Origin of the sequence: Caballeronia sp. SEWSISQ10-4 2 (assembly GCF_030464885.1) — a bacterium.
Lineage (GTDB): Bacteria > Pseudomonadota > Gammaproteobacteria > Burkholderiales > Burkholderiaceae > Caballeronia.
On the sequence record NZ_JALPRJ010000103.1, the window covers coordinates 1 to 23,627 of the forward strand.

Genomic DNA, 23,627 nt, shown 5'->3' on the forward strand with positions numbered 1-23,627 from the left:
CGCACAGTGGCTAATAGTGATAAAGAAAACATCCAACATATAACGACCGCAGGCCCAAGCAGCAGCAACCCGGCACCACCTCCGACCACCAACCACTCCTTAGCACCGCGCCCAAACCCCAGCCCGAGTGCGAACGATCATTTAACGCCCAATACCTCCCGTATCTCCTCACCGTTCGCGCCGCTTCCGGCGAAGTCATCGAAGGCGCGATCCGCCACGCGAATAATATGCTCGCGGATATACACCGCCCCTTCCCGCGCACCATCCTCAGGATGCTTCAACGCGCATTCCCATTCAAGTACGGCCCAGCCCTGAAAGTCGTACTGCGCCATCTTCGAGAAGATCGCCCCGAAGTCGATCTGCCCGTCGCCAAGCGACCGGAACCGCCCCGCCCGATCCACCCAGCCTGAATAGCCACCGTACACACCCTGCCGACCGTTAGGGCGAAACTCTGCATCCTTCACGTGGAAGGCCTTGATGCGCTCATGATAGATATCGATGAACTGAAGGTAGTCCAGTTGCTGCAGCATGAAGTGACTGGGATCGAAGAGAATGTTTGCGCGCGGATGATTGTCCACCGCGGCAAGAAACCGATCGAACGTCACGCCGTCGTGCAAATCTTCACCCGGATGCAGCTCGTAGCAAACATCCACGCCAGCCTGATCGAAGGCGTCCAGCAAAGGACGCCAGCGCCGCGCCAGTTCATCAAACGCGGCTTCCACCAGACCCTGCGGCCGCTGCGGCCAGGGATACAAATAAGGCCACGCCAGCGCCCCCGAGAACGTGACATGCGCACTCAATCCCAAGCGCTTCGACGCCGCCGCCGCGAACCCGACCTGCTCAATCGCCCAAGCCGTGCGAGCCTTGGGATCGCCGCGAACATGCGCTGCAGCGAAGCCGTCGAAGAGCGTGTCGTAAGCGGGATGGACCGCGACGAGTTGCCCTTGCAAATGCGTCGATAACTCCGTGATGCACACGCCAGCGTCATCCACTACGCGACGCAGGTCATCACAATAGGCATCGCTCTTCGCGGCTTGCTCGAGATCGATCAGCCGCGGATCGCACGGCACCTGAATGCCTTCGTAACCCAGTCCCTTCGCCCAGCCCGCGAGATGCGCAAGGTTGTCGAAGGGCAATTCATTGCCGAGAAACTGCGCCAGGAAAATGGCCGGGCCTTTGATGGTTTTCATGAGCGTCGATCCGCAAACATATCAGTCTTCAAGTCGCTAAGAACTCAGAACGGCGAGTTCGGATAGTAGAACTGCTTGGCGTTGTCCTTCGTGATCAACACCGAAGGAATAATGGTCGTAGCCGGCAAATTCTCGCCCTTCAAACGCGCTTCGGCGGTGAGCTTGATGGCGTCGTAGATAAACTTGGGCGAGTACGAAACATCCGCCTGGACCAGCTTGTCGCCGTCCATGATCCGCTTGACCGCTTCCTTCGATCCTGCGCCGCCGAACACCTGCTTGATGTCCGTACGCTTCGCTTGATCGATGGCCTTCAGCACGCCGATCATCATGTCGTCGTCGGCAGCCCAGACTGCATCGATATGCTTGAAGCGCGTGAGGTAATCCTGCATCACCTTGAACGCATCGTCGCGATTCCAGTTGGCGTATTTCGCGTCGAGGATCTTCATGTCGGGATGCTGCTTGATCACCGATTCAAACGCGGCCCAGCGTTCGTTATCGAGCGTGGTCGGGATGCCGCGCAACGCGACAATATCGCCCTTGCCGTCCATCGTCTTCGCCAGATACTCCGCAGGCAGCTTGCCAAACGCGGTGTTGTCGCCCGCTACGTACGCATCTTGCGCGCTGGTATCGGTCAGTCCCCGATCCACCACCGTCACGTACACGCCCTTCTTCTTGACCTGCGCCACCGGCTGCGTCAGCGACGCCGATTCGAACGGGAAAATCACCAGCGCGTTGATCTTGTTCACCGTCACCAGGTCCTGCAACTGGTTGGCTTGTTCCGGCGCGCCACCCGCCGTCTTGATGATGATCTTCAGGTCGGGATGCGCCTTTTCGAGTTCCTTTTTAGCCTCGTTGGCCCACCATACAATGCCGCCGGTGAAGCCGTGCGTGGCGGTCGGAATCGCTACGCCGAGCGTGACTTTATCTGCGGCGATGGCCGAAACGGCGCTCGCCGCCAAAGTTAATGCGCCGAGTGCGCGAAGAATGTTTTTCATGCTGTGTCTCCATTGTTATGACGGGCGCCCGACGGGATTTTCAGGGCACGGTTCGAACACACTTCAACGACGTCCACGCTGCAAAAACGCTACGAAAATAATCACGGCGCCCTGCACTGCCGCATTGAGATACACGCTGATAATGCTGGTGAGATTCAGGATGTTCGCTATCACCGACAACAGAATCGCGCCAATCACCGTGCCGATCACACGCCCTTCACCACCCCTGAGCGCGGTCCCGCCGACGACCACCGCCGCGATCGCTTCAAGCTCCCACAGCAGGCCGGTAGTAGGCGTTGCAGATCCGAGGCGCGGCACGTACAGCACGGTCGCGACACCCACGCAAAGCCCAAGCAGCACATACGTGACGATCTTCACGTTATCCACGCGGATAGCCGCGTAACGCGCCACCTGTTCGTTCGAGCCGATGGCCTGCACATGCCGCCCGAACACCGTGCGATTCAGCACGACCACACCGCCCGCCGCGACGATGAGGAACACCCAGATAGGCACAGGTATGCCGAAGAGACTCGCGTAGTAAACCGGGCCATAGAGATCGGACAAATTGTTGTCGAGTGTGAGCGCGCCGCCGTCTGCGAGCCAGGTCAGCACTGCACGAAAAATTCCGAGCGTCCCCAGTGTCACGATGAACGGTTCTATGCGTCCCTTGGTCACGAGCAGGCCATGAGCCAACCCGAAAAGACCCCCTAAAACAAGGGCTAAAACGATGCCGATTGCAATGATGGCGAGTGGCGCGAAGGTGAATCCGCCCATGCCGTGTGCGAGCGCGTTCATGATCCAGATCATGCTGCCCGCGATCAGCGCGGCCATCGACCCAACCGACAAATCGATGCCGCCCGAGATGATCACGAAGGTCATCCCCACCGAGATGATGCCGATGAAGGAGGTTCGCGTGAGGACGTTCATCGCGTTGTCGAAGGTGGCGAAATCCGGGTTCAGCAGCGTGCCGCCAATGCACAGCGCGACCAGCCCGAGCAGCGGCCCGACGCCGTGCAGCCGCCGCGCGAAACCGCCTAAGCGGCTCGATCCTTCAACGCCTTCAGTGTGTGCCGGTCGCATGCGCGATCAACCTCTCTTCAGTCAGGTGGTCTTCGCCGAGCGTGGCGACTAGCTGGCCTGCGCGCATCACCGCCACGCGATGGCACAGCCCGATCAGCTCAATCAGTTCCGATGAAATTACGATCACCGCACGGCCTTCGGCGGCAAGCGCGTGGATCAGGAAATAGATGTCACGTTTCGCGCCGACATCGACACCGCGAGTGGGTTCATCCAGCACAACCACACGCGGATCGGGATGCAGGAATTTAGCGAGCGCGAGCTTTTGCTGGTTGCCGCCCGACAACATGCGCGCGCGGCTCGCCAGATTGCCGGTGCGGATACCGAAGTCGCCGACCGCCTTTTTCAGCGCATCGCGTTCCGCTTGAGCGTCGAGCAGCGGATGCGCGTAGCGCTCCAGCGTCATCATCGTGAGGTTGTCTTTCAAGGCCATGTCGACATGCAAGCCGCGCCCCTTCCGGTCCTCGCTCAAGTACGTGATGCCGTGTTTCATCGCGTCACGGGGATTGCGCGGGTTGATGTGCTCGCCGTTGAGCGTAATGCGTCCCGCAGTGCGTGGCCGCAGGCCGATCAAGCCTTCGAAGAGTTCCGTGCGTCCCGCGCCCACGAGCCCCGCGAAACCGAACACTTCGCCTGCCCGTACCGAGAAGCTCACGTTCTCCGCCCAGCCCGGCACGTAGGCGTTATCGACCTTGAACACGATGTGAGCGTCGGCGGCAAGCGCGGGTTTGTCGGGAAACATGTCGGACACCTCGCGCCCGACCATCAGATTCGCCATCTGCCGGCGCGTGGTCTCCGCAGTCGGCCCGCGTGCGACGAAGCGGCCGTCGCGCATCACAATGATTTCGTCGGTTACGCGCTCGACTTCATCGAGCTTGTGCGAGATATAAACGATGGTCACGCCGTCTTCTTTCAACCGCGCCATCAAGGCGAACAGACGTTGTGTTTCAGCGGGCGTGAGCGTGGCTGTCGGCTCGTCCATGATCAGCAGGCGTGCATCGCGCAGCATGGCCTTGGCGATTTCAACGAGCTGCTTTTCCGCGACGATCAGGTCGCGCACTCTTGTATCCGGGTGCTTGTGCAGGCCGACATCGGCGAGACGCGCGGTTGCCGCTTCGCGCATGGCGGGTTCATCGAGGAACAGACCGCGCCGTTTTTCATGACCGAGAAACATGTTCTGCACGATGCTCAAATGATCCGCGAGGTTCAGTTCCTGATGGATCAGCACAATGCCTGTGGCTTCGGCATCGCGAGAACTGTCGAAGGTCTTGAGCACACCGTCGATGGACACCGTGCCCGCCGTCGGGCGTTCATAGCCGGCCAGGATCTTCATCAGCGTCGACTTGCCGGCGCCGTTCTCGCCAAGCAGACCGTAGATGCGCCCGGGGGCGAGATTGAAGCTCACGCCATGCAGCACGCGAACGGGTCCGAACTGTTTTTCGATGTTATCGAAGCTGACGGCCAGGCTCATGATCACGCGCTCCTTCGTATCATCAGCTTGTGCGGCAGGAGCACGCCGGGCACATGCGCGTTCGGTTCGCGCAGGCGTTTGAGCAGCAGGCGCGCGGCCGTTTCGCCGAGTTCGCGCATGGGTTGGGAGACCGTGGTGAGCGGTGGATCGATTTGCGCGGCGACGGCGATATCGTCGAAACCCATCACCGCCATGTCGTCCGGCACGCGCAGGCCCGCGCCGCGCAGTCCGTTGATCACGCCGATGGCGAGTGTGTCAGATACGGCGAATACTGCCGTTGGCCGGTTCCGGCGCAGACGGGTCAGCTTGCGTGCGGCGCTTTCGCCGGCGGCGTAATCGAGGGTATTGAGATCAATATGCCAGGCGGGATCGGCGTCGATACCGGCTGCGCTCAGCGCATCGCGATACCCTTCCGCCCGCTGGCGGCTATATAAATATCCGTGCCCCGAATTGATCAACGCGATTTTCCGGTGGCCCCGGCTGAGCAAGTGGCGGACGGCGTCACCGGCGGCTTGATAGTTATCGATGCCCACGTACGGCACGCCCGCCTCGGGATCGAATTCGCAACACGCCACCCATGGCAGCGTGGCCGCTTCTTCGGCGAGTGCTTGTTGGACGGCAGCGGGATCGAGGCAGATTGCGCCATCGGCGCGGCGGCCGCGGAGTAAATCGAAGTAGCTGCGTTCGCGGCCGGGGTCGGCGCCGGTATCGCATAGCAGCATGAAATAGCCGTTCTGGCGGGCGACGCTGTCGATGCCGCGCACGATGGCCGCGTAGAACGGATTGCCGAAGTCGGGAACCATGGTGAGCAGCATGCGGCTTTCCGCAGTGCGCAAATTGCGTGCGAGTTCGTTGACACGATAACCGCTGGCCGCGACTGCCGCGAGAACCTTGTCGCGGGTGGGTTCACGGACGTTGGTGTGACCGTTGAGGACGCGGGATACCGTTGCGACGGAGACGCCCGCTTTCAACGCGACGTCGGAGATCGAGATTTCATCGGCGGTGCGAAACGAATCTGTCATTTGTTTCAACTCGCTGCCCGCGAATGTAATGGATTACATTATTGAAGTGAGTGCGGAGGTTTGCGATAGGGACAAACGCGGAGGGGATTTCGTACGCACTCGGGGTGGGGGTTGGGCGGGGACCGGTGCTAGGGCGGTGGTCGAGGTCGATGCCGGGTTGCTAGGTTCCGGGGTTAGCGGTCGGGGGTGATGCCGGGTTGGTGCTTTCGGCGTTAGTGGTCTGCGGGAGTTAGGGGGTGTATTTTCTATCACTAAAGTGGCCACGCACGGTGGCTAATAGTGATAAATAGAATAACTAACTTAAACCGACCGCAAGCCTGAGCAGCAACAACCCGGCATTGCCCCAGCCCAACGAGCGCCGACAGCCCCCAAAAAACCAACCCCGAGTGCGAACGAAGAAAAGAGCGCATACTAATCGCCCTTCCCCCAGCGCGGCCCAACACCGCGCCCCCTTGATGCCCGGTTACCTGACCAAGCAACAAAACATCGCCGTCGCGGGCGTCGACGACCTGATCATCCGCTCGCTGCTAGACCTTCAGCAATTCTCCGATCCCACCGGCGACGCCGAACGTATCGGCATCTCTTCCGCCATGTGGCCGCTGTTCGGCATGCTGTGGCCTTCCGGCGCGCACCTCGCCGCGCGCCTCGCCTTACGGCCAGTCCTGGTCGGCGAACGAATTCTCGAAATCGGCTGCGGACTGGCGCTGGCAAGTCTCGTCGGCCACCGGCGCGGCGCCGATGTAACTGCCAGCGATTGTCATCCATTGACCGCGGACTTCCTGAAAGAAAACCTGCGCCTGAACCATCTGCCAGCCATGAAATACCGGCACGGCAACTGGTCCATCCCCGAGCTCGAAGACACCCTGAAAGACGAAGCAGGACGCCGCATCGTCGATGGACGCTATGACCTGATCATGGGCAGCGATCTGCTCTATGAACGCGATGCCAACGCCACGCTTGCTGCATTTATTGAACTGCATGCATCGTCTACAGCCGAGGTCTGGATCGTGGACCCCGACCGCGGTAATCGCGCCGCGTTCAACCGCCAAATGGGCGAACGCGGTTTTCAAATGCGCGAGGAACGGCTGGATCGCATCGCCTTCGACGATACCGCCGCGTATAAAGGCCGCCTTCTGATCTGCCGTTTCAACGACGCATGAAGCCGCATGCGCACCGAATCACCCAAACGTGAACGCATACGCCTCGACACCCGGGTCCAGGAATTCAATGGTGAAGGTGCGGTCCTTTACATCACCCGTCTGGCGTACCAGTTGATATAAACGCTGCTCGGTCACCGTGCCGGTGCCGTCGGCCTTCACATCCGTACCGTGCGCGTCGCCAGGCGCAGCGCCATCTATACTGACGCGAAACCTCACCGGCTTGTTGTCCTTTCCAGGTCCCAGCACGAGATGCAGGTCACGTGCATGGAATCGATACACAATGGTCCCCGTCGATGCCGCGAGCGTCGCTTGCTCCGCGCCCACGTTCCATGCACCCGCCAGGCCCCAGTTGTTGAGCGCGAGTTGCGCCGGCGCGGCATACGCGTGAACCCGGTCGTGCGACTCGCCGCCCCGGCCAGCAAAGTTCTCCGCGCGCTCGTAGCCCACATAGGTTTCCGGTGACAGCATGTCGGTGTTATCGGCGGCCATTTGCACGCCCTTTGCCGCAGTGTCGCTGACCATCGCCGCGGCGCTCGCGTGACCGGCTTCTGCCAGCAACTGCTGGATTACCTGTTCCGAATGCGCATAGTCGCCTTCGCCGAAGTGGTGGAAGCGAATCTGCCCCTTGGCATCGACGAAATAATGCGCCGGCCAGTACTGGTTGCCGAACGCACGCCAGATCGCGTAGTTGTTATCGATCGCAACCGGATAGTCGATGCCGAGATCGTGCGTCGCCCGCCTGACGTTGTCCACGTTGCGCTCGAATGCAAACTCCGGCGCATGCACGCCGATCACCACCACCCCCTGATCGCGATACTTCTGCGCCCACGCTTTCACATAAGGCAGCGAGCGCAGACAGTTGATGCACGAGTAAGTCCAGAAGTCGACGAGCACCACCTTGCCGCGCAGATCCTGCGCTGTCAGCGGCGATGAATTGAGCCACTGAATGGCGCCGGACAGCGGCGGCAATTCGCCTTCCACGGGCAGCGGCGCCTCGACGCTCGCGGCTGCACGCATCATCGCGGGTGCGGCGGCGTCGGTTGCCGTGGTGGTCTGGGCGGGCGTGGCCGCGTCATTGTTCACCGGCTTAGCAGGCACAGAACCGCCCGAAAACCGGTCCACCAGTTTCTGCTCGATGCCACCCGTTGCAACCGTCGATACACGCGCCAGCACGCCGGTGTCCAGCCCCAATGAGATCGCGACAACACCCAGCAACATCGCAGCGCCGATACCCCGGCGAATCCACTCGCCTGCTCCAAGCGAGCGTTTCATCGCGGCAAACACCCGGCCGCCGATCAGCAAGGCCACCGCCAGCGATGTCGCTGCACCCGCCGCATAAGCGACCAGCAGCAGCGTCGTGCCAACGTTTGCGCCGCGCAGTGCTGCACCCGTCAGTACGAGGCCGAGAATCGGGCCGGCGCATGGCGCCCAGAGCAACCCGGTGGCAATGCCCAGCAGAAACGATGAGCTCGCGCGCACTTGTTGTCCATCGGCCTGGGCAAATTCGGAAAGCCGGTTACCTGCGCTGACCAGCGGACGCATCAGACGTTCGGCGAAACTCGGCAACAGCAAGGTCAGGCCGAAGATCCCCAGCAAGGCGACCGCAAGCCAGCGACCATACTGGTTCGCTTGCGTCACCCAGCCGCCACCTACCGCGGCGAGCGTCGCAACTACCGCGAAGGTGATGGCCATGCCGGCAAGCAGAGGCAGGCCGCTACGCACGAACGGTTGATCCGCACGCGAGAACACGAAGGGAAGCACAGGCAGGATGCAGGGGCTCAGGATGGTGAGCGCGCCGCCAAGATAAGCCAGGACAATGAGTAACATGAGCGTGAGATTTCTTAAGGGTTTTAGCTGCGCGTATTCAGACCGCGGCAGGTTCGAAAGTCATCGCTAAGCCGTTCATGCAATAACGCAGCCCGGTAGGTTTGGGACCGTCATCGAAGACATGACCGAGGTGGCCGCCACATCGCCGGCAATGCACCTCCGTGCGCGACACGCCGAAAGACATGTCCTCGTGCGTGCCGATCGCGTGGTCGAGCGGCGCCCAGAAGCTGGGCCAGCCGGTATGGCTGTCGAACTTCGTGCGCGACGAAAAGAGGTCGAGCTGGCAGCCGGCGCATGCGAACGTGCCACTGCGATGTTCACCGTTCAAAGGACTGCTGTAGGGGCGTTCGGTGCCTTCGTGCCGCAACACGTTGTACTGCGCAGGAGTCAGCATGCGGCGCCACTCGTCGTCGGGACGAACGACTTCGAACGATTCATCGGCCTTGCCGCCTTGCGCGGTCGCGCCTGACACGCGCCGTTGATTGAACGTGGCAAACGTTGCTGCGGCCAGGACGCTTCCTGCTAATAGAAACCGGCGCCGGGTGTGCATGATGTGCTCCTGAACAAAACTAGCTCTTTTAGGAATGCCGTACTTTGTGCGGGCGGCTTCCGGGTCGCTGCAGGGAATCGCGGTTTTGCATCATCTGCATCCGAATAGGCAAACACTTCGATCACAGCTTTAATCCGTCGGAGCGTGAAAATCGTGAGGAATATCGAAGTTGTATGGCCCATTTCAACCGGGTCTTGAATGCGGCGAGGTGTTAGCACCGCCAACATTCACTGCGCGTCTGTTAGCTAGTTCGCCTCGGGGCCGCAGCGGGTTACACGCGGTCGATCAAATTCCCTGATCGGTATTCGGATGCGTGCCCATGAGCGCCCGCATCGTATTGCTTTCATCGCTATATTTAATGAAATATAGCGTAACGCGGTTGTTATCGACTTGACATGCTTAGGGCACGAATGTGGATTTCAGCGGACGCCATCAAACCCGATGGATCTGATGGCGCGCTTTGACGGCAAAGAAAGAGGTGATGCCCTGAACAGGGCACCAGGAAACGGCTTCACGTCACTTTGAGCACTGACGCCCCTCCGTCACCGCACCATATATCCACGATCAGTCATGCATTCGCTATAGGAGCGCCAATACTGGACCATTGGCGGCTCGGGCGGGGGCAACGCGGGCATCGGGGCATCGGCGGAAGTCGAACTCGCGTGCGCGGCAGCGCGAGCATCCGCAGCCACGCCGGGCTTGGGAGTCCCGGACGCTTCGACCATCGATGCCGCAACCGGTGCAGACGCCGGCGCCATCGCCGATGGCAACGGCGCCGCCACGGCGACCTGATGCACCGCAGCAGGCTTCGTCGTCTTCGGCTTTTCAGGCGCCTGGGACTGGCGCGCCATATTCACGCCGGTGTGTTGATTGGCGTAGCTGTAACACATGGCGGTATCGACACTGGTTTGCCACGGGCTTTGGCTGCGCATCGGAAAGGCGAGCGGCTGCTGCGCCAGCGCGCTCGCGTTCAAGAACAGGACGGCAATGCCGGCGGATAGGGGGATTCTTCTCATAGCTCGTGCACTCCGGAAACGGGAATGGCGACGCCCGGATCGGAAGCCAATTCCGAAGCGCCGCCAAACGAGCTTTCACCTTACTGTCCGCGTCTCGCACCCATGCGAAAGACTATCGCTCTAATCCGCCAACTTCTCGCATTATTCGCCTGCTTAGCGCGCTAGACCGCGTTTTTTCGAAGGTATTGATCGACCTGCGATTCGCGAATCAGCGTGACGCAGCGCACCAAAGAATTATCCGCTTCGCGCCAGCGCCGGGATGTTCGTACTTCCGGGGCACCGTCATGTTCAACCCGCCTGCAACGAGCCTGACTCAAAGGCTTTCCAGCGCCAGCGCAATACCCTGCCCGCCGCCGATACACAGCGTAACCATCGCTCTTTTCAAGCCGTCGCGTTTCATCGCGTGGGCGAGGCGCGTGACCAGCACCGCACCGGTTGCGCCGATAGCGTGACCGTGGGCAATCGCGCCGCCCTCGGGATTCACCACGTCATCGGGCAAGCCCAGTTTGCGCGCGACCGCGATCGGCACCGCAGCGAATGCTTCGTTGATCTCGATGCGCTCGAGATCGCCTAATTTCCAGCCCGCGCGATCCAGCGCTTGCTGCACGGCAGGCACCGGTCCGAGACCGAACATACCCGGCTCGACCGCCGCGATGCCGTAAGCCACCAGCCGCACCGAAGGCGCGATCCCCTTGCGCTCGGCGAACGCGCGGTCGGCTACCAGCATCGCCGCTGCGCCGCTGTTCAAACCCGGCGCGTTGCCCGCCGTGATCGTGCCGTCCGGGCGAAACGCGGGACGCAGCTTTGCCAGCGTCGCGAGCGTGGTGTCGGGGCGCGGTTGTTCATCGGTATCGAAGACGATGGTTTGTTTGCCCGCCTTCACTTCCAGACCGACAATCTCCGCCTTGAACAAACCCTTCGCTTCGGCTGCGGCAAAACGTTGCTGCGAACGCTCGGCGAATCGATCCTGCGCCTCGCGCGTGATGTCCATCTGCGTCACGAGATCTTCCGTATGCCAGCCGGAATGTTTGCCGGAGAAGGCATCGTCCAGACCGTCGCGCAACATGCTGTCGTGGATTTCCGCATTGCCCATCCGATACCCGAAGCGGCCGTTATCCAGCAGATACGGCGCGCGGTCCATGTTTTCCATGCCGCCGGCCACCGCGAGTTGCGTGAAGCCAGCGGCTATCTCATTGGCCGCCGAGACGATCGCCTGCGCGCCCGATCCGCACACGCGGTTCACGGTCAGCGCGGGCACCGAGACTGGCAAACCACCGTTCACGGCCGCCTGGCGCGCGGGATTCATTCGATTGCCGCCCTGGATCACGTTGCCGAATGTGACCGAATCCACGCTTTGCCCCGCTACGCCGGCACGCTGCAGCGTTTCACGGATAACCGCGGCTCCAAGGTCCGTCGCGGGCGTGCCTTTCAGCGTCCCGTTGAAAGCGCCGATCGCGGTTCTGACCGGCTCACACAGCACGATTTCACGTTGTTGGCTCATGATTCGTCCTTTCAGCGTTAATGAACGGGCGTGAGATAAGCAGGCGCTGCCAACGATGACGACAGCGACGCCTCCACATTGCGCCCGATTTTATCGATGAGAATCTCTTTCGTGCATATGCACTTTATGAGGCAAAAAAACGCCCGGCATAGCGCCAGGCGCTTGTTTTATTCCATCGATGTCAATTCGAACAGCGACTTCCTCAGTTCCCCGGCGCGTTCCCGGCCGAACTTTTCCTCGAATTCCTTTTGTGCCTCGCGCCATTGCACCGAGGCTTCGCCGAGCGTTTTCTTGCCGGCGTCCGACAGGCGCAGCGCGACTGCACGCGTGCTGGCGTCTTGCTGCTCGGCGATGACAAGCCCGTCGCGCTGCAACGGTTTCAGTGCGCGGACGAGCGTGGTGCGCTCCATGACCATGGCGTCAGCGAGTTCGGCCATGGTCATGCCCGGACGCCTGTGGATTGCCGCGAGCAGCGTGAACTGCGCCGCCGTCACACCCGCCTGGCTGACGTGGCGCTCATACAGCTGCGACACAAAACGCGCCGCCTGACGAATGGCGAAACAGTTGCAATCGAGATAGGAGAGATTCGGGGTAGTCATGAATTTGATAATATTTGTGCATATGCACTTTGTCAAGTTCGAGAATTTGGGCTTCGGCGACAACCGGCCCTATTTCTATCTACGCTTTGGGATAAGCCACGACATCGCCTTCGACAGACAGCGAGATGCGCTCGCCGACACGCGGATGCGAATGTCCCGCCACGCGAATCTGCACGCCGCGCGCGCCGGTAACGGAGCGCAGCATGACACTGGCATCGTGACCATAAAACACGACTTTCTCCACCACCGCCTCAACGCCGTCGCCTTCCCCACGATGATCGGAAACAATCCGGATCTGCTCCGGCCGGATCATCACGTAGACATCGACATCGTTTGCGGTCATTGCACGCGCGATCGGCAAGGTGCCGAACTCGCATATCACCTGCTTCGAATTCGCGCGATCGATCGATCCATCCACGATCACCGCATCGCCGACAAAACTCGCCAGCTCGCGCGACACCGGCCGCCGATACACCGCTTCCGGCGAATCCGTCTGCACCAGCCGGCCGCGCCACAACACCGCGACTTCGTGCCCGAGCGACAACGCCTCGGCCTGATCGTGCGTGACGAGCACCGCGGTTGCGCCGGTAGCAGCAAGCGCGTTCGCCACGGCTTCGCGGGTTTCGATCCGCAACGCGGCATCGAGGGAAGAAAATGGTTCGTCGAGCATCACGAGCGATGGCGACGGCGCAAGTGCGCGCGCCAGCGCGACGCGTTGCTGCTGTCCGCCGGATAACGCTTGCGGCGGACGGTCGCCGTACGCGGCAGGCAGGCCGACGAGCGCGAGCAATTCGTCCACCCGATACCGCGCCCGTCGCTGCTGCCGCGGCAAGCCGAAGACAATGTTATCGGCGACGGAAAGGTGGGGGAACAGCGCGCCTTCCTGCGGCACATAGCCGATCCGGCGCGCTTCGGACGGCACATGAACGCCCGGCCCGGCCACGCGCACGCCGTCGATCTCCACGGTGCCGCCGTCTGCTCGTTCGAAGCCGCACAGCACCCGCAACAGCGTGGTTTTGCCACTGCCTGAAGGTCCAAGCAAAGCCAGCAACGTGCCCCGTTCCACCGATAAATCGATGCCATGAAGCACGGGTTGACCATCGAAGGATTTGGTCAGGCTGGTAACGCGAAGTTCGCTCATATCGATTTACTTGTCAGGCGGCGAACCGGCCTGTAATCCTGCTTTTAAATCCGCCGCGCGTCCGTCTACCGCCGATCGCCCGAGCAACGTGAACAGCCCGATCGATGCCGCCAGCGAGATGCCCACGAGCAACGCGGCATACGGCGCGGCAGCGGCAAATGCGAGCGTGGAGGTATCGATCCAGACTTGAGTGGCGAGCGTACGCGTGCCGCTCGGCGAAAGCAGCAGCGTGGAATTGAGTTCGGTGACGACCGAGATGAAGACCATCGTAGCGCCCGCGCCGAGGCCTGGACCCGCCAGCGGCAAGAGTACACGCCGCACGGTTTCCCGCCAGCTCAGGCCGAGTGATCGCGCGGTTTCTTCCAGACGCGGCTGCGCTTGCGTGAATGCCGCGCGCACGCTGACGAGCGCGAGCGGCAAAAAGAGAATGGCGTAGGCGACCACCAGCAGCGCGGCGCTTTGATACAACGGCCTCAACGCATGCACAGCCAACGACACGATCGCCAGCGCAACCACAAGGCTCGGCAAGCCTTGCGCGAGGAATACGATGCGTTCGAATGTTGTCGCAATCCGGCTTGGGAAACGCACCAGCAAGAACGCCAGCGGCACGCATGCAAGCGTAGTGACAACCGCAGCGGCGCAGCCATAACCGATCGATGAGAACGTTGATTCGAGCAGAAGTTCTGGCGACACTTCCGCCGGCGTGATGGCGGCAGCACCGCTTTGCGTCAGCCAGAAACCGATCATGCCGATAGGCACGCCCAGCGTCACGATCGCCAACACGACAAAGGCGGCGACAACCGCCCATCGCCACGTACCGAGTTCATAACGCAACGCCGCGCGCCTTACGCCACGATCGAGGCGTTCATACCGCGCCCTGCCGCGCACGCGCATTTCCAGCGCGAGGCAGAAGAGGCACATCGCGATAAGAATGCACGCGAATACCGATGCGCCGCTGCTGTCGAAGCTGGTTCTGTATTCAGCGTAGATCTGCGTGGTGAAGGTGCGAAAACGCAGCAGCGTGAACGCGCCGAATTCCGAGAGCACACCCAGCGCCACCAGCAGCATTCCGCCGAACAGCGCGGGCCGTAATTGCGGCAACACCACGCGCACGAACACGCCAAGACGTCCGCAACCCAGCGAGCGAGCGCTTTCTTCGAGCGCCGGGTCCATGCCGCGCAAGGCAGCGGCGACCGGCAAATAGACGAGCGGAAAATAGGCGGTGGAAATGACCAGCAACGCGCCCGCGAAGTCCTGCAAATCCAGGCTCAGCGATACCCACGCGTAACTGGTGATGAACGCGGGCATGGCGAGCGGCGCGACGGTGAGGGCAGCCCAAAGACGCCGCCCAGGCAAGCGCGTTCGTTCGATAAACCACGCCGCCGCCGTACCGACCAAGCCCGCCACGAGTGTCGCGCTCACGGTGATGGACAGCGTATTGATGAGCAGTTCGCCCACCAGCGGCCTGAAAATCAGTTCGATGGCGTCATCCCAGCCGAACGTCACCGCGCGATACACCGTGAAGGCGAGCGGCATCAGCACCAGCAGCGCGCACAATCCCGCCGCCACGAGCAAACCCCGCGGCGCGGGTTTGCGGCTGCGGGGTTCAGGCAGCGCGGACACGCCAACCGCCTTCGCTACATCGCTCATACGTTCATACGCTTATTCAACCGCTTAGAGTAATCCTGCCTGACGCATCAGCTTCGCGGCTTTGCTGTCGTCGCCGAGTTGTTCGATGGTAAGCGACGGCGGGCTCAACTGATCGAAAGGCTTGAGCATCGGGTCAGGTGCGACACCTGCATGCAGCGGATATTCGTACGCAATCTTGCCCTTCGCGATCAACTCCTGCGCACGTTCGCTGACAAGATACGCGAGGAATTGCTGCGCGGCCTGCTGGTTCTTGCTCGACTTCAATACCGCTGCGCCCGATATGTTCACGAGCGCGCCTACATCGCCGTTACCGAAGTGATACATCGCACTGCGGGTGGCGCTGTCGCCGAGTTGCGTGTGCAAGCGCGCCCAGTAGTAGTTGTTCACTACGCCCGTCGCCACACCGCCGCGATTCACCGCCGCGACCACGCCTTCGTCGTCATCGAAGATCTGCGCGTTTTTCTTCAGGCCCTTGAGCCATGCCAGCGCATCCGCTTCGCCCTTCATCGCGATCACGGCGCTCACCACCGGCAGGAAATCGCCATCGCTCGGTGCAATACCGACCTTGCCTTTCCATTCCGGCTTGGCCAGATCCATCAACGATGCCGGCAGTTGCGCCGCGTCGATCTTCTTCGTGTTGTAGACCAGCACGTTTTCACGCGCGAGCACGCCAACCCAGTCGCCCTGCGGGGAGTTGTAGCGGGAAGGAATGGTGGAAAGCGTGGACGCATCGGTTTTCGCAAGCAGGCCCTTCTCGTCCAGCAACATCAGTTCGGGCGAGTTCTCGGTGAAGTAAATATCGGCGGGAGAAGCCGATCCTTCCGCTACCAGTTGCGCGGCCATGGCCGGACCTTCGCCGTTGCGGATCTTCATCGAAACGCCGGTCTGCTTCTCGAAGTCCTTCGCCAACGCGGCCACGACCTGCTCGTGTTGTGCGTTGTACAAAGTCAGCGTCGCCGCTTCCGAGTTCAGCGGCAACGCCGCGGCGGCAGCCAGCACCGCGATGCCGCAAAGCGTGCGCAGCACGGGCAGGGAGCGTGTCGTCTTCATTGCAGTCATTCCTTTTGTTGTGATGCGCCGGCTCATCGCCGGCGTGTGCTTTATTGCTTCAGCGCGCTTCAGTTTGCCTGAGCCTTCTTCCGATCAGGCTTCGAACAGCCCCGCACCGATAAACGAACCCGGCCGCACGCCCGGCGGACACGCAAACACCGCGCTGCCCACATGCGTGGTGAACTGATTCATCATGTCGAACTTCGCGAGCCGGTCGTTGATCGGAATAAAACCCGTGCGCGGATCGCTTTGATGCGCGACGAAAATCAGCCCCGCGTCGTACTCGGTTTCCTGACGCCACGGCGGCCAACGTTCGATATAAAAATCGGTGCCGTCGTTGTACGAATACGAACGGCGCAAGATCTGCGCACCGTTGTTCGTCGCCTGGTTCGACAAGCGTACGTGCGAGTTTTCAGGGATCACCTGATTACCGTCTTTATCGGCGGCGTCCAGATCGAGCGCATCGAATTCGTTCTTCTTGCCGATCGGCGCACCGCTGTATTTCTCGCGGCCCATCACCTGTTCCTGGAAACCGCGCTCCATGGAGTCCCAGTGTTCCAGCGTGATGCGAATACGGCGCACAACAGTGTACGTGCCGCCATTCATCCACGGCGCGTCCGGCGCGTTGGCCCAGACGAACTGATTCATCAACGCGGGTTGCGCCGTCGAAGGATTGTTCGTGCCGTCCTTGAAACCCATCAGGTTGCGCGGCGTCTGGCCACGCGGGCCGGAGAGGAAACCCGCCTGACCCCAGCGCATTGTCACGATGCCGTAACCTATGCGCGCGAGTTGGCGAACCGCGTGGAACGCAACTTGTGCGTCGTTGGCACAGGCTTGGATCAGGATGTCGCCACCGGTTTTCTGCGGCAGCAACTGGTCGCCATTGAAGCGCGGCAAGTCGACCAGCGCGGCCGGCCGGCGCTTCTCCAATCCGTAGCGATCCTTACCTTCATGCGTGAACAGCCCCGGACCGAAACCGAACGTGATCGTCAGGCCCGCTGCACCCAGGCCGAGGATATCGCCGGAATCGGGTGCGGCTTTGTCGTCGGCAGGCAGAGGCTTGGCCGTGTCGCCACGCGACATACGCGCGGCCGCGTCTGTCCATGTCTTCAGAAGACCGATCACGTCGTCGCGTTTATCAGTCGTGAGATCGAGCGCCGCCACATACGTATGGCTCTGCTGGGGCGTCACGATGCCCGCCTGGTGCTCGCCGAAAAACGGTTCGACCGCGAGCATCGGGTCGACGGGTTGCTTCAATTGCTTGTGTTGGGTATTGGTCGCGGCGTGCGCGACCGAACCTGCGCCTAATGCCGCGCCCGCAGCGACGCCTGCTTTCAGAAAGCGCCGGCGCGGTGGATCTTGATCGTTTGCCATGATGTCGCCTGCTTTGCTTTGCTTATTTCGCTTATTTCGCCAGGACCAGCGTATTTACATCGTCCTGCACGTAATAGAAACCGTCGCCTTCCGGTGTCATTGCAATGCCGAACAGGTCGCCATTTCCCGGCGGCGATTGCGCCTTGTCGGTATCGATCCAGCGTGCATACAGTTGCTTGCCCGTCGCCGGATCGATTTCCACGACCTGACCGTTCAACGCGTTCGTCACCAGCAGGTGACCGTTGGGCGCCGTCACCATCGCGAGCGGACGATGCAGGAAACCGTCGGCGGTCAACTGGCGGCCAACACCCGCGCTGGTATCACGGGTCATGGGGTCGTCGATTTCCGTCACGCGATTACCGATGGCATCGGACGCGTACAGCAGCTTCTGATCCGGCGACAACGCCAGGCCAGTCGGACCAACCAGGAACACGCCCTTGTCGGCCTGCGCGCCGAAACCGCTGGCGATCACCGTTTCCTGCTTCACCACCGGCGGCTTGCCTTGCGGGATATCGAGGTCGAGGCGCAGGATCGTGGCCTGCTTGAACACCGGCGGATTGCCGTCCGCGCCGCCCACGCCAAAGCCCGCGTTGCTCAGAAACAGCGTGGCGTGATCGCCGTTATCCACCACGGCCATGTTGCCCCACGGGTCGTTGATGTTCGCACTCACGATGGTCGATGCAACCTTGCCTTGGCTGTCGAGCACGATCAGGCAGCCTGCGCCCTTGGTGTTGGTTGTTCCGTCATTACTCGGCGTGCTGCCGATAATCACCCAGCCCGACTTCAGCATGGTCATCGCGGTGGAGAGGCCGATGCCGCCCGGACATTCCTTCAGATCACGCGGCACGGTGGCGAACACTGACAACTCTTTGGTGTCGGGGTGATAGTTGACGATGGTGCTGCCCGTACCTTGCAGGTTCGCGGCGTTATTGAAGTTGCCAACCAGCACGTCGCCCTGCTTGACGGTTCCCGCCGACACCGGCGCGACCATGACGGCATACGGGTTCTGGTCGCCGTTGGACGGCACCGTGTTGATGAGCGTGGTGTTTTTATGCAGCGTCTCGAGGAAACCGATCGGCGCTGCGTGCGCAATGCTGCCTGCAAGACCGCTTGCGAGCACAGCGGCTGACGCGATGGTACAAATAAGGTGTTTCATGCAAATGCCCCGGGTGCGTGCGTTCAGGTTCATGGTCACGTGTCCCGTCGATCAGAAGGTAATGGTGGTGCGCACGCCGACCACAAAGGTATTGCGCAACGGCTGGGTGGCGTCGTTCGGATTCTGGCCGGCGCCTGCGTTGAAGGTGTATTGCAGGTCACCCTGCATGACCCACCACGGGGTGACCTGATACTGATAGGTCGCTTCGACCGCGGTTTCGCTGGTGCGTATGCCATACGGGCCGCCGCTCAGCGCTGCGTTCGCGACATCGAGGTCGTGCGCATGGCTACCGACCTTGATATACGCGATGCCAATGCCGACGCTGTCGTTGTCGCGGCCGGCGAACGGCGCTTTCATCACGATGCCCGCGTTGGCGCTCACGCTCACCAGATTGCGGTCACCGGGCGCGCCCATCACGCGTGCAAACACGCCGATGCTGCGCGGCTCGTCGGGGTCGGGACGCCAGATCATCTGGTCGGCGACCGCGTAGAAGCTGTAGTTGCCGTGGTGCGATTGGGGCGTGCCGGTGCTCAGCGGATTGGCGAGCGACAGCCCGGTATTGTCGGTGCTCAGGTCATCGAAACGTTCGTTGTTGTACCAGACGCCGATCTTGTACGTGCCCGGCAAGCCGCTCTGCGGCACGCCGACCATCTGCCCGTCGGACGGCTGGTTGATGGCGTACTGCAACTCGCCGATATACAACGCGCCGTTATGCAGGTTGAAGTTCGTGCCGCTGATATTGTTGGGATTGTTGCCGAGCGGATTGCCGTCGAACACGCCGGCCAGCGCCGTCAATGACGGCGTGATCTGCCCGCGCACGCGCACGCCGAGTGCGGACAGCGGATACGCCGGACCGCCTGACGGCATGTCGTACGACGGCAGGCCGGGCCAGCCGAACATGGTGTTGACGAAGGTGGCCGCGTAGGAGCTGACCATGAACTCCTGGTCGATACTCTGCTGACCGACTTTCACGTCCACGCGCTTGTTCAGGAAGGACTGCTGATACCAGAGTTCCCAGAGGCGCGTGGTGTCCTGCGCTTCAATCCCGCTCGCGGTGTTCAGTGTCCCGAGGTTGTACTGGCTCAGGTTACGGCCATGAATCTGCAGCGCGCTCGCGTTGAACGTACCGCCTTCCCAACCGAAGGCCTTTTGGGTATCGAGGCCGAGGGTGACCGTGGTCAACCCGTCGTAGGTGCCGCCGGTTTTCAGACCACCGCGCACATTGTCGAGATATTCGGATACTTCCGTCGCCTGCAGCGTCACACCGTATTTGCCGAGCCACGAGCGCACGCCGCCCATGTCGCCGAGCAGGGTCGAGCGGGTCCATACGCCGGTCCATTGACCTGCCGGTTGCGCCTGGATATTCAAGTCCGCTTCGGGGGTGTCGGATGGCGTTGCGTCTGGGTTGGCGGCACCCGCAGCGAATGCCGCCGATGACGCCAGCGCAAACCACGCCAGGCTGGTACCGAGCACCGCCCGGCGAAAAGGAGCAGCACGGCGCTTGATGGCAGCGCGCAAGGTCGCGCCAAGGCGTGAATCATGTCGCGATTCACCGCGCGGTTCGCGCAGGGCGAGCTGGACGGGTTGCATCGAAATCCTCTGTCTTGTTGCGACGGCTGCTGACACGCCGCGTTGATTGTTCTAAAGACGTTACGACGATGCGCGTGGTCACCGCGCAGCCACCCTGAAACGTCCTCCGGGCCACCATCCAGAAGCACCGGCGAAGCGAATCGTACCCACGCCATCTTTGAACGTCAATATAAATGAGAACGATTCTCATTATAATTACAAGCAGATGAAGTGACCCTTACGAAATCAATTTCTCATGTCTTTTGTCATGTCTATTTTGAAATTATTTTGTAATATTTTAGATAGATTCGGATTGCTAGGTAATTGTCTGTAAGCGCTGATTAACCCCGTCAAGTCTGTGCTGCAATCTTCAGGATCAAGCGCGGGGCACGCGCATGCACATCGGGGTAATCGCGGAGCATGTCAATAGAGACGGCAGTGCCAGCTAAGCGAGCTTGGGCAATCGGCTTAAACCCGCTATGCCGAAATCCGCATCGCCGATGCGACGAACTGCCAAGACGCAGCTAATTTGGCTTTCTAAATTGCATTTGCCCGCTGGTCACCAGCGAGTTCGTACAAACGGCCTCAACCAGTTTTTCGTCCACACGATAATGACGGCGCGCACGGGCAAATCCCGTCTTGCTCACAGCGTGCTCGCCGTGGTGCAGTCGTGTATCGGGAAACGGAGTTGAAAAACATGTAGCTAAAACCAAAACGCGAAAGCAAAAGCAAAAGCGAAACCCAACCGCCCTGCTCGCCGGACCTGTCCAACCGAAGGAGAATAAAAATGCATCTTCGAACAAGCCTCAAACCGCTTGCCTGGATTCTCGCGTGCGCTGCAACCGCCTTGAGCGCGTTGCCGCTGTCCGCCGTGGCCGACACGCTTGATATCAAGGTCGGCTTTGCCGCGCCGCTCACGGGCGCGAACGCTGGTTATGGGAAGGATTTGCAGAACGGCGTGCAACTCGCGCTGGATGAAGCGAACGCGAAGAAGATCCAGATCGGCGGCAAGACCGCCAACTTCGTGATTCAGGCTGAAGACGACCAGGCCGACCCGCGGATCGGTGTGCAGGCGGCGCAAAAACTCGTCGATGCGGGCGTGGCCGTTGTGGTCGGTCACTTCAACTCGGGCACGACGATTCCGGCGTCGCAGGTCTATCAGACCGCCGGCATTCCGATTATCGATCCCGCCGCGACCAACCCGACCATCACGCAGCGAGGTTTCGACAACGTCTTCACCGTCATTTCCAGCGACGCCCAGAACGCCGGCACCGCCGGGACCTACGCGGTGACTGTGACGAAGGCGAAGAAGATCTCGATCATCGACGACCGCACGGCCTTCGGCCAAGGCGAAGCCGACGAGTTCGAGAAAGCCGTGAAAGCGGCGGGCGGCTCGATCGTCGCGCGTCAATACAGCGACAACCAGACCGTCGATTTCAGCGCGCAGCTCACGGCGTTGAAGGGTGTGGGCACCGACCTGATCTTCTTCGGCGGCCTCGACCGGCAAGCGGCCGCGGTGGCGAAACGGATGAAGCAGCTTGGCATCAGTGCGCAGTTCGTGGGCGGCGGCGGCGTGATGGACGCGGACTTCCTGAAGCTTGCCGGCGATGCAGCCGAAGGCGCGATGGCGTGGGAATACGGCAGTCCGCTCGAGAAACTGCCGCAAGGCAAGGCGTTCTCCGAGAAATTCCAGAAGCGTTTCGGCGTGGCGATTCTCTCGTATGCGCCGTTCGGTTATGACGCTGCGTGGGCGGCGATCAACGCCATGCAGAAGGCCAATTCCGTCGATCCGAAGGTGTATCGTCCGATGCTGAAGGCTATTTCGTTCCCGGGCATTACGGGTACGATTGCCTTCGACAGTACCGGCGCGTTGAAGAATGCTTCGTCGACCATGTATCAGGTCAAGAGCGGCGCATGGGTGCCGGTCGTGACCAAAAGCGGAACGTAATTTTTGACCGGCGCGCGGCGCGTGTTTGCGCTGCGCGCATTCTGGAGACAACACGTTGAAGTCGCAGCACGTAGTGGTAGTGGGGGGCGGCGTGATCGGCAGTGCGATCGCGTATTTCTTGCGGGCGGCGGATCAGGGCGTCGGCGTGACCGTGATCGAGCGCGATCCGAGTTACGCGCGGGCTTCGTCGGCTTTATCGGCGGCGTCGATCCGGCAACAATTTTCCACGCCGCTGTCCGTGCAGATGTCGCTGTATGGGATCGAGTTCTTGCGGTCCATCGGCGAGCGGCTGGCGGTGGATGGAGTTGCGCCTTCCATCGATTTGCATGAAGGCGGTTATCTGTTTCTCGCGACGCCCCGGGGCTTGAGCACGTTGCGCGAGAATCATGCGTTGCAGACGAGTCTTGGCGCAGATATTCGTTTCCTCGATAAACCCTCGCTGAAAGCCACTTTCCCGTGGCTTCATACCGATGACCTCGCGGCCGGCGCGTACGGCGCGAGCGGTGAAGGCTGGTTCGACGGTTATGGTCTCGTGCAGGCATTTCGCAAGAAAGCGCAATCGCTGGGTGCGCGTTATGTGGCGGCGGATGTGACCGGGATCGTGCGGGAAGGCGACCGTGTCCAGGCGGTGTTGACGCACGATGGCCAGCGCTTCGATTGCGACATGATGGTCAATGCGGCTGGTGCGTGGTCGCGCAAAATTGCGGAGATGCTGGGTATCGATTTGCCGGTTTATGCGCGGCGCCGGAGCATTTTCAATTTCAAATCGCCGGCGCGGCTGGCGCGATGTCCGTTGGTCATTGATCCTAGCGGCGTGTATTGGCGGCCCGAAGGTGAGACTTATATTTGCGGGGTATCGCCGGGGGCGGATCGCGATTTTGATGATCTGCCGTTATCGGAAGTGGATCACGAGCTTTTCGATGACGTTATCTGGCCGGCGCTCGCTGCTCGGGTGCCGGAGTTTGAAGCGTTGCGGGTGCAGACTTCGTGGTCGGGGTATTACGAATACAACGTGCTGGATCAGAACGCGATTATTGGGGGCCATCCGGCGGTGTCGAATTGTATTTTTGCTAATGGGTTTAGCGGGCATGGATTGCAGCAAGGTCCCGCGACCGGGCGTGGTGTGAGCGAGCTGATTTTGCACGGTAGGTATACGACGCTGGATTTGTCGGCGCTGAGCTTTGATCGCGTGTTGGCGAATGAGCCGATCGTGGAGAAGAATGTGGTTTGATTTTTCGTTCGCACTGGGAGGGGGCGCTGGCGCTCGTTGGTCGGGGGGGGGTGTAATTAGTTTTGTGTAAACGGTCATTTGGCAGGAGACTGCCAGCATC

The 23,627-nt window shown here is 61.1% G+C and carries 19 protein-coding genes; 3 read left to right on the plus strand and 16 right to left on the minus strand.

Annotated elements, in window-relative coordinates:
• Window positions 1-137: 137 nt before the first annotated feature.
• From M0D69_RS38585 to M0D69_RS38605, 5 genes are all read right to left on the minus strand, one after another.
• Window positions 138-1,190 carry a sugar phosphate isomerase/epimerase gene (locus M0D69_RS38585; protein WP_301787063.1) on the minus strand — a complete coding sequence of 351 codons (1,053 nt, stop codon included), beginning with the start codon at window positions 1,188-1,190 and terminating at the stop codon, window positions 138-140.
• A 44-nt stretch (window positions 1,191-1,234) separates the two neighbouring features.
• Window positions 1,235-2,185: a substrate-binding domain-containing protein gene (locus M0D69_RS38590; RefSeq protein WP_301787064.1), complete on the minus strand. Its 951-nt coding sequence runs from the start codon at window positions 2,183-2,185 to the stop codon at window positions 1,235-1,237.
• 63 nt (window positions 2,186-2,248) lie between these two features.
• Window positions 2,249-3,265, minus strand: coding sequence for an ABC transporter permease (locus M0D69_RS38595; RefSeq protein WP_301787065.1), 1,017 nt, complete (start codon window positions 3,263-3,265; stop codon window positions 2,249-2,251).
• Complete coding sequence (locus M0D69_RS38600) at window positions 3,246-4,733, minus strand: sugar ABC transporter ATP-binding protein (protein ID WP_301787066.1); 1,488 nt, start codon at window positions 4,731-4,733, stop codon at window positions 3,246-3,248. Before M0D69_RS38600 ends, M0D69_RS38595 begins: the two co-directional genes overlap by 20 nt.
• A 2-nt stretch (window positions 4,734-4,735) precedes the next feature.
• A complete protein-coding gene (locus tag M0D69_RS38605) occupies window positions 4,736-5,755 on the minus strand; it encodes a LacI family DNA-binding transcriptional regulator (protein WP_301787067.1) in 1,020 nt (339 codons plus the stop codon).
• Window positions 5,756-6,210: 455 nt separating this feature from the next.
• Here M0D69_RS38605 and M0D69_RS38610 point away from each other — a divergent pair, with 455 nt between their 5' ends.
• Window positions 6,211-6,915, plus strand: a complete 705-nt coding sequence (locus M0D69_RS38610) for a methyltransferase (RefSeq protein ID WP_301787068.1) — start codon at window positions 6,211-6,213, stop codon at window positions 6,913-6,915.
• 18 nt (window positions 6,916-6,933) lie between these two features.
• On the opposite strand, the gene M0D69_RS38615 is transcribed toward M0D69_RS38610, so the two are convergent.
• From M0D69_RS38615 to M0D69_RS38665, 11 genes are all read right to left on the minus strand, one after another.
• Window positions 6,934-8,742 (minus strand): cytochrome c biogenesis protein DipZ, encoded by a 1,809-nt coding sequence (locus M0D69_RS38615; protein ID WP_301787069.1) that lies wholly within the window; start codon window positions 8,740-8,742, stop codon window positions 6,934-6,936.
• 37 nt (window positions 8,743-8,779) lie between these two features.
• Window positions 8,780-9,292 (minus strand): peptide-methionine (R)-S-oxide reductase MsrB, encoded by a 513-nt coding sequence (gene msrB / locus M0D69_RS38620; RefSeq protein WP_301787070.1) that lies wholly within the window; start codon window positions 9,290-9,292, stop codon window positions 8,780-8,782.
• 542 nt (window positions 9,293-9,834) lie between these two features.
• Window positions 9,835-10,308 (minus strand): hypothetical protein, encoded by a 474-nt coding sequence (locus tag M0D69_RS38625; RefSeq protein ID WP_301787071.1) that lies wholly within the window; start codon window positions 10,306-10,308, stop codon window positions 9,835-9,837.
• A 313-nt stretch (window positions 10,309-10,621) separates the two neighbouring features.
• Window positions 10,622-11,809 carry a thiolase family protein gene (locus tag M0D69_RS38630; protein WP_301787072.1) on the minus strand — a complete coding sequence of 396 codons (1,188 nt, stop codon included), beginning with the start codon at window positions 11,807-11,809 and terminating at the stop codon, window positions 10,622-10,624.
• 167 nt (window positions 11,810-11,976) lie between these two features.
• A complete protein-coding gene (locus M0D69_RS38635; protein WP_301787073.1) occupies window positions 11,977-12,408 on the minus strand; it encodes a MarR family winged helix-turn-helix transcriptional regulator in 432 nt (143 codons plus the stop codon).
• Window positions 12,409-12,487: 79 nt separating this feature from the next.
• On the minus strand, window positions 12,488-13,549 hold the full coding sequence (locus M0D69_RS38640; RefSeq protein WP_301787074.1) for an ABC transporter ATP-binding protein: 1,062 nt from the start codon (window positions 13,547-13,549) through the stop codon (window positions 12,488-12,490).
• 6 nt (window positions 13,550-13,555) lie between these two features.
• Window positions 13,556-15,199: an iron ABC transporter permease gene (locus tag M0D69_RS38645; protein WP_301787075.1), complete on the minus strand. Its 1,644-nt coding sequence runs from the start codon at window positions 15,197-15,199 to the stop codon at window positions 13,556-13,558.
• A gap of 24 nt (window positions 15,200-15,223) precedes the next feature.
• Window positions 15,224-16,249: an iron ABC transporter substrate-binding protein gene (locus M0D69_RS38650; RefSeq protein ID WP_301787076.1), complete on the minus strand. Its 1,026-nt coding sequence runs from the start codon at window positions 16,247-16,249 to the stop codon at window positions 15,224-15,226.
• Between the two features lie 93 nt (window positions 16,250-16,342).
• Window positions 16,343-17,623, minus strand: a complete 1,281-nt coding sequence (gene efeB, locus M0D69_RS38655; protein ID WP_301787077.1) for an iron uptake transporter deferrochelatase/peroxidase subunit — start codon at window positions 17,621-17,623, stop codon at window positions 16,343-16,345.
• A 31-nt stretch (window positions 17,624-17,654) separates the two neighbouring features.
• The gene (locus tag M0D69_RS38660; RefSeq protein ID WP_301787078.1) at window positions 17,655-18,779 is read right to left on the minus strand and encodes a hypothetical protein; all 1,125 of its coding nucleotides are present in this window, start codon (window positions 18,777-18,779) and stop codon (window positions 17,655-17,657) included.
• A gap of 51 nt (window positions 18,780-18,830) precedes the next feature.
• Window positions 18,831-20,369, minus strand: coding sequence for a carbohydrate porin (locus M0D69_RS38665; protein ID WP_301787079.1), 1,539 nt, complete (start codon window positions 20,367-20,369; stop codon window positions 18,831-18,833).
• Between the two features lie 766 nt (window positions 20,370-21,135).
• Between M0D69_RS38665 and M0D69_RS38670 the strand changes: the two genes are divergently transcribed.
• Window positions 21,136-22,296, plus strand: a complete 1,161-nt coding sequence (locus tag M0D69_RS38670; RefSeq protein ID WP_301787080.1) for a branched-chain amino acid ABC transporter substrate-binding protein — start codon at window positions 21,136-21,138, stop codon at window positions 22,294-22,296.
• 55 nt (window positions 22,297-22,351) lie between these two features.
• Complete coding sequence (locus M0D69_RS38675; protein ID WP_301787081.1) at window positions 22,352-23,527, plus strand: FAD-binding oxidoreductase; 1,176 nt, start codon at window positions 22,352-22,354, stop codon at window positions 23,525-23,527.
• The last annotated feature ends 100 nt before the right edge of the window (window positions 23,528-23,627 follow it).